11 protein-coding genes are annotated in these 12,780 nt (G+C 37.2%); 10 read left to right on the top strand and 1 reads right to left on the bottom strand.

Annotated elements, in window-relative coordinates; all coding sequences use genetic code 11:
- Positions 1-38: 38 nt before the first annotated feature.
- Positions 39-581, bottom strand: a complete 543-nt coding sequence (locus AC2INI_RS01675; protein WP_122036546.1) for a single-stranded DNA-binding protein — start codon at positions 579-581, stop codon at positions 39-41.
- Positions 582-896: 315 nt separating this feature from the next.
- Here AC2INI_RS01675 and AC2INI_RS01670 point away from each other — a divergent pair, with 315 nt between their 5' ends.
- The 10 genes from AC2INI_RS01670 to AC2INI_RS01625 are packed head-to-tail and all read left to right on the top strand — an operon-like array spanning position 897 to position 12,726.
- On the top strand, positions 897-2,297 hold the full coding sequence (locus AC2INI_RS01670; RefSeq protein ID WP_122036545.1) for an undecaprenyl-phosphate glucose phosphotransferase: 1,401 nt from the start codon (positions 897-899) through the stop codon (positions 2,295-2,297).
- Entirely contained in the window at positions 2,281-3,645 is a 1,365-nt protein-coding gene (locus tag AC2INI_RS01665) for an outer membrane beta-barrel protein (RefSeq protein ID WP_122036544.1), read from the top strand. Before AC2INI_RS01670 ends, AC2INI_RS01665 begins: the two co-directional genes overlap by 17 nt.
- Positions 3,646-4,227, top strand: coding sequence for a polysaccharide biosynthesis/export family protein (locus AC2INI_RS01660; RefSeq protein WP_122036543.1), 582 nt, complete (start codon positions 3,646-3,648; stop codon positions 4,225-4,227).
- 3 nt (positions 4,228-4,230) lie between these two features.
- Positions 4,231-6,408, top strand: coding sequence for a GumC family protein (locus AC2INI_RS01655; RefSeq protein WP_486305214.1), 2,178 nt, complete (start codon positions 4,231-4,233; stop codon positions 6,406-6,408).
- A gap of 7 nt (positions 6,409-6,415) precedes the next feature.
- Positions 6,416-7,624, top strand: coding sequence for a lipopolysaccharide biosynthesis protein (locus AC2INI_RS01650; RefSeq protein WP_122036541.1), 1,209 nt, complete (start codon positions 6,416-6,418; stop codon positions 7,622-7,624).
- Positions 7,624-9,003, top strand: coding sequence for a capsular biosynthesis protein (locus AC2INI_RS01645; RefSeq protein ID WP_486305679.1), 1,380 nt, complete (start codon positions 7,624-7,626; stop codon positions 9,001-9,003). Before AC2INI_RS01650 ends, AC2INI_RS01645 begins: the two co-directional genes overlap by 1 nt.
- Positions 8,996-9,994 (top strand): glycosyltransferase family 2 protein, encoded by a 999-nt coding sequence (locus AC2INI_RS01640; RefSeq protein ID WP_486305213.1) that lies wholly within the window; start codon positions 8,996-8,998, stop codon positions 9,992-9,994. Before AC2INI_RS01645 ends, AC2INI_RS01640 begins: the two co-directional genes overlap by 8 nt.
- Entirely contained in the window at positions 9,991-11,196 is a 1,206-nt protein-coding gene (locus AC2INI_RS01635; RefSeq protein ID WP_486305212.1) for a glycosyltransferase family 4 protein, read from the top strand. The genes AC2INI_RS01640 and AC2INI_RS01635 overlap by 4 nt, the downstream gene beginning before the upstream one ends.
- A gap of 4 nt (positions 11,197-11,200) precedes the next feature.
- The gene (locus AC2INI_RS01630) at positions 11,201-12,325 is read left to right on the top strand and encodes a glycosyltransferase family 4 protein (RefSeq protein WP_486305211.1); all 1,125 of its coding nucleotides are present in this window, start codon (positions 11,201-11,203) and stop codon (positions 12,323-12,325) included.
- The gene (locus AC2INI_RS01625; protein WP_122036537.1) at positions 12,322-12,726 is read left to right on the top strand and encodes a hypothetical protein; all 405 of its coding nucleotides are present in this window, start codon (positions 12,322-12,324) and stop codon (positions 12,724-12,726) included. Before AC2INI_RS01630 ends, AC2INI_RS01625 begins: the two co-directional genes overlap by 4 nt.
- Positions 12,727-12,780 lie beyond the last annotated feature (54 nt).

The raw sequence follows: 12,780 nt of genomic DNA, 5'->3' as shown, positions 1-12,780 counted from the left end.
GAGGCTTTTTTATTTATAACAACATCTACATTCTATGATTAGAACGGAATGTCGTCATCGAAGTCCATTGGCGGCTCATTATATTGAGGCTGAGCAGCCTGTGGTGCTTGTTGTTGAGGGGCTTGCTGCTGTTGCTTTGGTGCAAAATTATTTTGCTGAGCAGGCTGTTGAGGTTGACCCCAATTTCCTTGCTGTTGTTGACCACCAGCTGGAGCGCCTTGGCCTTGACCACGACCACCAAGCATTTGCATTACGCCATTAAAGCCTTGAACAACAACTTCTGTAGTAAAGCGATCTTGACCATTTTGGTCTTGCCATTTACGTGTTTGAAGTTGACCTTCAACATAAACTTGAGAGCCTTTACGTAAATACTCACCCGCAACTTCCGCCAACTTACCAAACAAAGACACACGGTGCCATTCTGTTTTTTCACGTTGTTCGCCAGTTGCTTTATCACGCCATGATTCAGACGTTGCAATTGTAATGTTTGCTACCGCACCGCCACTTGGCATGTAACGGATTTCAGGATCTTGCCCTAAGTTACCAACAAGAATAACTTTATTAATACCACGGCTGGCCATAGTTTGCTCCAGATAGATTAGGGGCGCATTCATAGCACCCGGTTATATATACAGTAGTCTTCAGTCTAACACGTTCAAGGTTATTTCTGATACCCCTAAAAATAGGATCCATTTCATAAAGCATCACAATTGAACAGCCTTTAAAGCAGGCTTCACCCCTTAAACGACTAAAAACTTTGAGTTACTCAAAAATATGAGACACCCTCCGCAAATAAAAAAGAGTAGGATGTCATTTTTTTGACGAAAAGCTAACTTTAATCAGCAATCCATCCTTTATAATGAATACAATAATTTAAATGCTTAAATTGGAGCGATATGAAACAACAAAATATTCAAGTGCTGACGAATAGCTATCGCACCCTAATAAAGACATTTGATTTTATAATTATTAATGCTGTTCTTTCTTTTATTATCCCAACAGAAACTGCGATTGATCTTAGTGCTGGGTTATTATTTTCAACTCTTTACCTTTTAGTCAGTGAGTATATTGGTCTATACACGATCAACCCTAAAAGAGAACTAGCTAAATACCTTTTAAAAGTAATAATTTCATTAACTCTTACTATTGCTGCGTTCTCCTTTCTAAAACTGAGATTTCTTCAATTTGAAGGGATTAATATCAGCAACCTATCACCTTCAATATACTTACAATGGTACCTAATAGTATTTGGCTCTTTATCGCTATCTCGCATTGTCTGTACTTGCTTCTATCGATTATTCATTCTACCGAAGATGGAAATTAAAAATATTGCTATCATAGGGTTAACTCCTGCTGGGCTTTCAATTGAGAAAGCGTTAATTGAAAAGTATAAAAATCAAAAAGTTAACATTAAGTTTTACGATGATCGTTCTGATGAGCGCTTTAGTTATGTCGCAAAAAGTGAATATGCAGGCAAAGTATCAGCAGCAATTGAAAAAGTAAAAAACAATGAAATAAAAGACGTCTATATTGCACTACCTATGGTAGCAAAAGACCGCATTAAAGCCGCTATCTTGCAATTATCAAACTCAACAGTTAATGCTTATATTGTCCCTGATTTATACACTTATAACTTAAGTGTTTCTCAAATTTCACGTATTGGTAATGTACACACATTCAGTATTTTCAGCTCTCCTTTTGAAGGATTAGGAGCAATAACAAAGCGTATCGAAGACATTGTCGTTGGCTCTCTTATTACATTATTAATCTTACCTGTTTTATGTATTGTCGCTTTAGGGGTGAAATTAAGCTCTCCAGGTCCTATCCTATTCAAACAGGATCGCTATGGTTTAGGTGGGAAGAAGATTAAGGTTTGGAAGTTTCGTTCCATGAGAGTCATGGAAAATTCAGAAATAGTAACTCAAGCAACCAAAAACGATCCGCGTGTGACTCGCTTTGGGAGCTTTATTCGTAGAACCTCTTTAGATGAGTTGCCTCAATTTATTAATGTACTGCAAGGCAGTATGTCAATTGTAGGACCAAGACCTCACGCTGTTGCCCATAATGAGGAATATCGTGTATTGGTTGATAACTATATGGTAAGGCACAAAATCAAACCAGGCATTACAGGTTTGGCACAAATTAATGGCTACCGTGGTGAAACAGATACATTAGATAAAATGGAAAAGCGAGTTGAGTATGATATTAAATATCTTCAAAATTGGTCGCTTCCTCTGGATATTAAAATCATCTTTTTAACCGTATTTAAAGGGTTTGTAAGTGATACCGCTTATTAAACCTAAGTACACCTTAAGCCTTTTATTGCTAAACTTTTATATGTTTGGCAGTACTGCTTACGCCTATTTAACACCAAAACCTCATATTGGACCTGCCGGTATTGAGTTTCAAAGCAACGTCGACCTTGATTATGGCTATGACGATAATGTGAATTTTCAATCTGAAAAAACAACACAAGTAGAGTCTGATTTCTTTAATGTAAAACCATTTATTCAATTAAAAGGCGTTCGTGGCGCTGACGTTTATACTCTTCAATATTCTGGAGATTATCGCCAATACCAAGAAGAAAGCACTTCTGACGATTATGATGATCACACAATTAAGTTTATTGGCGCCTGGAAAAAAGGCTTCAATAGTGACTTATTATTTACTATTGAAAATCAATTTGGTCATGAAAACAGAGGTGAAGGTCTTACTGATGGTTTCACTACTTACAATACAGACGACCCGAATGACCCTACGAATAACTCAGGTAGTTTTGAGAAATATGGAATAGATGAAGTATTAAAAACCAATACGTTTAACACATCATTACGCTATAGTATTGATAAACAAGATAGTATTGGTAAATTAAGCTTTGCCGTTCAATATAAAGAGTTTAACTATGATGATAGACCAACCAATACTGGCAACCATAATATAGATAGCTTTAATCTCTATGTAAAAGACCAGAACTGGGATCAAACGACATTTACGCTTGAGTTATTTGATCAGGCATCTAGCCGAACTCGATTCCGCTACTCTATTGTCAGTAATCTTAGAAACTATGATGAAAATAGCCTCAAAGATACTAATGAGACCTTCTTTATTGCAGGGATAAAAACTCAGCAAACAGGAAAAACAACGATTGATGCCAATATTGCTTGGCTATATAAAACTTTTCCAAATCAGCCTGATTACCAAGAGTTCTCCGGTCTTAACTGGGATATAGATTTAGCTTGGAGCCCTGTAAAACATTCAACGTTTCATCTATTTACTGACCAAAACGTTGAAGACCCGACAGAAGTCGGTGGATATGTTTTAAATACCACATATGGGACACGCTGGGAGCATTTTTGGTGGTCTAATAGGCTCTCAACAAATCTAGGCTTTAATTATAAAACCAGTGCTGATAAAAATAAGGATGACGATAAAGTAACCACAGATACTGATGCTATTATCGCCCTAAAATACAAATTTAGGCCTTCAGTTTTATTTGAGCTTAGTTACCAACAACTTATCAGTAAATCAAATAAAGACTCTGACGACTTTACTATCCCCGATATGAAAGGTGGTTTTACATCCGTAACCCAACAAGTCGGCTATAACAAATCCATTATAATGTTTACAACTAAGGTGCAAATTTAGATGAAATCCCTCTTTATGTCTTTTTGCTTATTCATCTCGGTGATCTCTCAGGTCTACGCATCAGATACACCACCTGTAGAAGATACTAAAAGTCAACAATCAGAATCCGCTCTTCCAAAAGATGAATTAGGTTATGTACTAGGTGCTGGTGACAGTATTCAAATCTCAGTATTTAAAGAGCCAGAGATGACTTTACGTTTAAAAATTCACCGTGGTGGGTTTGTAAACTTTCCTTATCTTGGAGATGTTCAACTTCTAGGCAGAACACCCGCACAAGTTGAAAAAGACATAGAACTTAAGCTCGAAGATGGCTATATCATGCAACCCATGGTAACCGTCAGTATCGAAGAATTTAGAAAGTTCTTTATTAGTGGTGAAGTTGCCAACCCTAATGGTTACGAATTTCAGCCAGGCTTAACAGTAGAACAAGCGATAGCGATGGCTGGCGGATTTACAGATAGATCTGACAGAGACGCGATAAATATTCGCTTAGCCGCAACAAATGAATTAATTGAAGATGTAGGTCCAACCTATCCTGTAGGTCCGGGTGATGTAGTTATTATTGAACAGAGTTTTTTCTAAATTATGGCACAGTCAATTATTGAAAATGGCAAAAAGCTAGAAAGTACGATCGATTTTTCTAATTTCCTAAAAGAATTTAAAAAGTATCGCCTGCGAGTTCTGCTGACCGTCTTAGGTGTAACCTTAATTGCTACACCATTAATTTATTCAATGACACCTCAATACTCAGCAACAGCGACGATGGTATTAAAAGCACAATCAGATAATTCAACCCCTATCGATCAGGTTGAAGATTTTGACGCTACTCAGGCTGAGTATTACCCAACTCAAGCTGAAGTATTACAATCCAAAGCAGTTATCGAAGCAGCTGTCCGTCAATTAGACTTACAGCATGACTCATTGTTTGAAATAAAAGACACTGACAAAGCCATTTCTGAAGATGAGCATATTCGTCAAATAGTAAAAGCGATTGGTAAAAAGCTCTCTATTGCGCCAGTTCGTTTTAGCCAACTGATTAAAGTCTCTTATGAATCAACATCTCCTGAAATGTCAGCAACAGTAGCAAATGCTGTTATTGAAGCTTATATTCAGCTAGAAGAAGAGCGAAAAATAGAGAAAACCAAGCAAGCTCAAGAGTGGAATAACACTCGAATGGCTGAGCTAAAAGAGAAGATCACACAACAAAAAGCAGATATAGATAAATTCCTTAAAGATAATGGTTTATTAACCTACCAAGGTATTGATGGCTTTGAAACTGAACAGTTAGCGCTAGTTAATGATCGTTTAGCGACCGCAAAAGAGAAAAGAATTACAGCAAAAGCCAGTTATAACACCATAAGTGAAGCTCTTGGTTACTCACTCGAAGATGTTGCAACTCTACCCTCTATTTCAAATCATGCTCAGTTACAAGATTTACGCATTGCTCTTATTCAGGCAAAACGTAACTTATTTGATCTTCAAGAGAAATACGGCCCTAAAAACCCAATTATTATTGAGGCTAATGCTCAAATTCATGCAATTGAACTACAAACAACGTCTCTATTAAAAGAGCTTAAAACAGGGCTATATAAAGAATACCAAGCATCTATTGAGCGTGAAAATAAATACAAAGCTTTGTTGAAAGTTCAAAAAGAAAACTTTACTCAACTCGCTTCAAAAAGAGATACCTACAACACAATGAAAGCGGATTTAGATAAGACGCAAGAGTTGTATGAAAAGATCTTTACTCGCAGTAAAGAGCAAGAATTAACGGTGCTATACCGAGAGCCTGCTGCTACCTTACTCGATCCTGCAACACCACCACATAAGCCAAGTAAACCTAATAAAGCGCTATTTGTTATTATGATTTTCGTGATGACATTTATCTTAAGTTTGCTTTTCATTATTATTAAGTCCGCTCTGAATAAATCAATCAATAACCTAACACAAGTGAACACTCGCTTAGGTTTACAAGCCATCGGTGAACTGCGTCCATTCAATTACATTGAAGAATTATCTCTATTTACTAAAGGATTTTTTGCTAATACTTATTCAGGTGAAACAGTTCATGCAATAAGAACAAGTATCCTTTTAGATGAAACCTCCTGGCCTTCTATTGGTTTGGTTTCAACCGACTCTAAAGAAGGTAATGAATTAAGCAGCTATCTTCTAGCTCACTCTTTATCACAAGATCATTCGACCTTATTAATCGATTTAGATTTTAGAAAAGAAGTCTCTCTAACCGAAGAGATTTTAACAACTTATCCTTTAGATAAGAAATCGACAACCACTAAAAAAGAGAGTGATACTTCAGAAGTATTACCTACACTCACAGTAATGGGGATGGCTGAAGTTCTTGAAAAGAATCATCCTATTAATGATTGTTTAATCTCATTAGCTGATAATTTTTCTTTTTTACCAAGGGGAACACTAACTTCAACGCCTTTGCTGACGCTGTCTTCCGCTGAACTAGAATTAACACTGAAAGAGCTAAATCAGCAGTTTGAACAGGTGATTGTCCACTTACCTGCATTATCAGAAAGTAAAGACGCTCAACTTATTGCTCGTTATTTATCTGGCGTGATCTATACCGTTCAAGCTGGAGGGTTAAGTGCAAACCACATTCTTGCTAATGTTGACAAGATAACGCAACTACAAACCCCTATCATCGGCGTCGTATTAAATAATGTCGCAGATGATGAGTTAGAGACAGAGGAAGCACAACAGCAACTAATTCATCAAAATGAAGATTTATTAAGCTAGGTTACTGATGAGTTTATTTAAAAGCGTCTCTACCATTGCGGGTGCATCGGTTATTTCTCAAGTAATCGGGGCTATTTCTATTTGGCTTATTTCTCATAAGTACGATATGGCACAAGTGGGAACTTATGCATTGGTATACAGCATTGTGTTAATTGGCGCTCAAATTAGTACCTTTGCTTCTCAGTTATTACTACCAAAACAAGACGATGACAAACTAAATCAAAATATTATTTTTTCATTATTGCAAAGTTTAATTATTGCTCTTCCTTATAGCTTTATAATGACCCAGTTCTTTGAGTTAAATGGAATTTTGCTTTATGTCTTAACGCTTTGTCATGCTTGGATCCTTGTCTCAGAGAACTTGTTACTTAGAGTCGAAAATATTCGCTTGTTGGCATTTCAACGTATTTCAATCTCGCTGTTAGTCATCGCCGCTGTATTTCTAACACCAACAACTGAACAGTTCTATCTAAGTTGGGCTATGGGGTTATTGGCCCTTATCTCTGCTTGGCTTTTCCACTCAGTCTCTTTTTCAAAGATCACATTGTCACATTTATCTTTGTCGAATAACCTTCAATTTATCAAAGAGAATCGAGCTCATCTTAGCGGTATTGGTAGCGCAGAAGTTTTGGCAATGGCTAATAATAATTTACCCACATTACTAATTAATTTCTGGTTCTCTCCACTCATCGCAGGTTATTTTGCTGTGGTAAATCGCTTCTGCTTAGCCCCTGTTACGATTGTTGGTAATGCCGTTCGTAACTCTATCTTCTCTAAATGGTCTATCGATTTTAGAAACAACACCTTTAACTTCCAAGAATTTAAAAAAGTACGATTAATGCTTTTTGTTCTAGGATTGATAGCGACCGTTGGCGTGTTGATTTTTTATCCTTTAGTTATGCAATTAGGCTTCAATGATGAATGGTTAAGCTCAGTACCAACCTCTCGCTATATGCTGCCTTACCTGTTCCCTGCATTGGCTATTTGTCCTTTAACGGTCATTGAGTTGGTATTTGGTTCACCAAAATATTTCTTACGTATTCAAATTGAACAGCTACTGGTTATCACCGTTGCTTTTGTCGTACTCCCTTATTTCCATAAAGATTACGCCTATTCTGTTCTTTTATTTGCCGTCCTTTCTTTTGTTCGTTACGCATTTATCTATAGAAAGGTTAATAAACGAGCTCATTTATTAGCACAGGAAAATAATAAATGATGCCATTGAATACCGGTTTATTTTTACAATTATATGCAGCTATTAGCCTTGTTCTTTGCGGGTTAACTCAATACTTCACGGGTATTTCCGCTATTTTATGGCTGCCATTCTTATTAGCCTTCACCATGACCGGCCTACTCTTTTTACAGAATCGATATACGCCACTCGATCTTGATCATAAAGAAATTATTATACTCGTCTTGTTTAGTGGTTTTTTCGTTCAAGCGGTGCTGAGTACCTTTCTGCAAAATGGGGTGACCACCACTATCGTAGGCTTAAAAAATGAGCTCGCACTCTCTCTAATTTTATTCTGCCTATTACTAAGGTTTTGCCGAGAATCCCAAATATACCGAGTAACAAAAACACTCTATTGGATTTTTTACGCTCAATTTCCAGTGGTCCTGTTCCAAATTTTTGTCATCCTGCCTAAGCGAGTAGCTGCCCATGGTGAATTTGAAAAATGGGATTCTGTCGTGGGTACTTTTGGCGGGGACCCTATGGGAGGCGGGAATACCGCTGCGATGGGACTGTTTTGCCTACTTATCATGTTGCTTAAACTCTCAGAATACAAACATGGACTCTGTTCATTAAAATCGACTATTTTACATATTGGTACCGCATTCACTCTTTGTATCTTAGGTGAAGTTAAATTTGTGATTTTATTATCTCCTATCCTACTAGCTTACGTATGGCTAGCGCCTAGCTACATCAAGGGAATGAAGAGTTATGATATTAAAATTATTCTCGCCATCATTGGGGGGATGTTAGTTCTAATGAGCATCGCTATTTTATTACTCTCACTCTCTTACTCTTCCGCTTTTGGCAGCGATCCAAGCAAAGGACCGTTAGATATTTTCATCGATTCTTTAGAGTATATATTTGATCCAAACTACATTATGCCGACAGGTGAATTAGGTCGAATGACCACCATCTTTTTCTGGCTAGACAACAATGATTTTTATGGTCTTCCCAATGTACTATTTGGTTATGGATTAAATACCACAAACCACGGTAGTGCGGTCTCTCCTGGTTTTCTAAATATCCTTTTTAATGTCATTCTCGATACTACTGCGCTAAGTGTTCTTTTGTGGGAATTAGGGATTATTGGTACCTTATTTTTCATTTCAATGACACTTTATATTCTCCGAGTCTGTAAACCTACACCTCTATTTAATCGAGATGATGTGGCAACAGAAGATATTAGGTTGATGAGCTATCCTCCTGCATTTAACGCGTTTGCAATTGCTTGTTTATTAAGTCTGCCATATAGCCAAATATTAATGCTAGTTCCTATGCTTCAATTTCTTTTTTATCTATCGCTAGGATCTAATCTAGTGATCCGAAAATCTCTAATTACGGCGGCTAAACACCATGACTGATCACTCTTTCATCTCGGTTATTATTAAAACCTATAACGAAGAAGCAGGTATAGCTAAAACCATTAGTAGCATTCAACAACATATAGGCGATTTTCATCACGAAATCATTGTGGCAGATAGCTTATCAACAGATAAAACCCAAGAAATTGCGACTGCATTAGGGGTCACCGTTGTATCCTTGACTAATGCTTCAGATCGTTGCTGCGGCGTAGGCCATCAACTTGGCTATCTTCATAGTAAAGGCGAGTATTTACTTCTTCTTGATGGGGATATGGAACTAGAAGAAGGCTTCATCCGCCATGGTATTAATTTCCTTTCAACACACCCTGATTACGCTGGCGTTGCTGGCGTTGTAGAAATGGATGATGTTGACAGTTATGAATTCAAATCTCGAAAACAACGACTTCACCAAATATACCCACTAGGGGATTGTTCTCATTTAGGTGGCGGTGGCTTATATCGTAAAAGTGCCATTGATGATATTGGCTATTTAACCAATCGTAATCTTCACGCTTATGAAGAATCAGAGCTGGGTATGCGTTTAGGTTTGGCGGGTTATAAGCTACATCGACTTGAAGTACCCTACTTCTCTCATACTTCTTATACCATGTCCTCATTAGAGCTCATGAAACATCGTTGGAAAGGTGGCTATTTATTTGCATCAGGCGAACTACTTAAAGGCTCGTTTGGAACACCACTATTTAAAAAAGCATTAGGTACGATCAAAAATGAAGCCATTTTCACGCTTTATTTAATAATACTGTTTATTAGTTTAGTTACTGTAAATCCATTTATTGTTGGCTGTGCCTTATTACCATTGCTTGCATTCATTGGATTAAAAGCCGTTAAGAATCGCTCGCTAAAGGACGCATTGCACAGTGTAATCAATCTCTCCGTCTTCTCTGCAGGACTTATTCGAGGATTGTTCTTACCATTAAAAGATCCAAAACAACCACCACCGCATAAAGTGATTAGTGAGGCTAAAAAATGAAAGTTCTATTAGTTAATAAATTTTTCTTTATGAAAGGTGGTGCAGAAACCGTCTACTTTCAAGAGCGTGAAATGTTACTTTCTGAAGGTGTTGAGATCGTTGAATTTTCAATGCAACATGAAAAGAACATTGAATCTGACTACGCCGATTTTTTTGTACCAAATGTAGATTATTACCAAGAGCAATCCATTAAAGATAAAATTGAAACCGCAATTAATTTTATTCACAATGCCCAAGCTTGCGAGAAGCTCACTGCACTACTAGAACAAGAAAAACCAGATCTAGTCCATTTTCATAATATTTACCATCAATTAACGCCATCCATTATCAAGGTAGCCAAACGGTTTGGTTGCAAAACCGTACTTACCGCTCACGATACTAAAATTGCCTGCCCAAGCTACACCATGTATCGCGATGGCCATACTTGTGAAGAATGTGTGCATGGTTCTGTGTGGAATGCGACAAAACATCGTTGCCAAGAAGGTTCGTTAATAAAAAGCTTTCTACTTTCAGCTGAAGCGACCTATCAAAAAGTCAGTAAAAACTATCAACAACTGGATGCGATCGTATCTCCAAGTCGCTTTCTTAGTCGCTTTATTCAGCAAAAACTGCCCGATAACCGCATCGAAGTAATTGTAAATGGTATTGATGAAGACGTTTCTTTAGAAGGAACAAGTGACCAAGGTTACTTCCTTTACCTTGGTCGATTAAGCCAAGAAAAAGGCGTCCCTACCTTAGCGAAAGCTCATCAATTAATGTCTGAAAAAGCAGGTTTGAAAATTGTGGGGGATGGCCCAGAATTTAATCAATTAAAAGCGACTTACCCAAGCGCGGAATTACTAGGCTTTAAAAGCGGTGAGGGACTACTTACTCTGATTAAGGAAGCTAAAGCGGTAATAGTGCCATCGGAATGCTATGAAAATTGCTCAATGTCAGTTATCGAGGCGATGTCTTATGGCAAACCTGTCATCGGCTCTAAAATTGGTGGCATTCCTGAACAGATCCGAGACGGTATTGATGGCTATTTATTTGAAGCAGGGAATGCACAAGTCCTTGCTAATACATTAGATTTGCTAGTAAAAGAACCAAATAAAACCATTGATATGGGAAATAATGCAAGAGAACGCTTTTTAAGTAAGTACACACTAACTAAACATAAGCACGATCTATTAAGCCTATATCAAGAACTATTAAAAGGATAACAAGATGACAGATAAAATTACCGTCATAGGCACTCGTGGGATCCCAAATGTATTGGGTGGCGTAGAAACCCATTGTCAGCACCTTTATCCTGAAATTCATCGTCAATTTGGTAGTGAGGTTTGCGTTATCGCTCGCTCACCTTATGTCGACTATAAAAAATCAAGCTACAAAGGGGTTAATACAAAATCTGTTTGGGCACCAAAAAAGAAATCATTAGAAGCTATTATTCATTCAACTCTCGCTTCTTTTTCTACACTTTTTGATAAATCGAAAATTGTACACGTACACGCCATTGGTCCTGGTCTTGTTGTGCCATTACTTCGCTTGTTAGGAAAAAAAGTCGTTTTTACTCACCATGGTCCTGATTATGATCGCCAAAAATGGGGAGGTTTTGCTAAACGTATTCTTCAACTTGGAGAAAAGTTAGCGGCTACTTACGCAAATGAAGTGATTGTTATTTCAGAAGTAATTAATGACATTATAAAAGATAAATACAATCGTCATGATGCCCATCTTATCTATAATGGTGTAGAACTACCAACCCCATTAACACAAGATAAAATAGACTCAACGTTAAGTGAGTTTTCATTAACCTCTGGTCATTATTTTGTTGCTGTTGGACGATTTGTGGAAGAGAAAGGATTTCACGATCTTATTGAAGCTTATCAACAAGCCAATATAGATATGCCATTGGTTATAATGGGAGATACCGATCACCCAACTTCTTATAGCGACAAGCTAAAAGAACAAGCGCGTAAAGTTGATGGTGTCATCCTTACTGGTTTTCTAAAAGGTGAGCAACTACAAGCTATTTTCTCTCAAGCCAAAACCTTTGTAATGCCTTCTTATCACGAAGGTTTACCTATTGCTCTTCTTGAAGCGATGTCTTATTCGTTACCTGCAATTGTCAGTGATATCCCTGCCAACTTAGAGGTAAAGTTAAAGCCTGAGACTTACTTTCCTGTTGGAAATATAAATAAATTAAGAGAACAATTAATTCAACATACGAATAGCTCACACTCTCAAGTTAGCTATGCGTCCTATCTTGAACATTATGATTGGGGTAAAATTGCAGCTCAAACAATGGGGGTTTATCAAAATGCACTCACAAAAGAGGCAATTAAGTGATCGATAAAAAACAGCAAAAGCTACTTGCTCATTTCTATTCATCTCTCGATGAAAATGTCATTGATTCGCTTTCAGAAGAACAAAAAAAATCCATTGAACGCGCAATAATTGCGACTGGATTAGGTTCCAACAATCGAGTTGATATCAGAAAAAGCATTTCGATTTTCAATAAACGTTACTTTTTTGTGCTTCTTCTCGGTCGTGATTATCGTCAGCAATTACGTAAAGAGTCCCCTTTTGCCTTATTTATGCTCACTCTTTTAATTGCGATGGGTGTACTTGGTATATTAGGCTTGGCTGTTTTTGCTTTGTACTTAATTAAATCTGCAATGGGCATCGATATTTTTCATAACTTTTCATTTGGTGTTTGGGATTGGTTTAAATCGCTTATGCCACATTAGTATTGCGTTTAATTTCTATGAATATTAATAGAGAAATCACATTAATAATGATAC

It is taken from the genome of Aliivibrio friggae (assembly GCF_057368515.1).
Note: the sequence above shows the minus strand (reverse complement) of the source record. Positions and strands in the feature narration are given on the sequence as shown.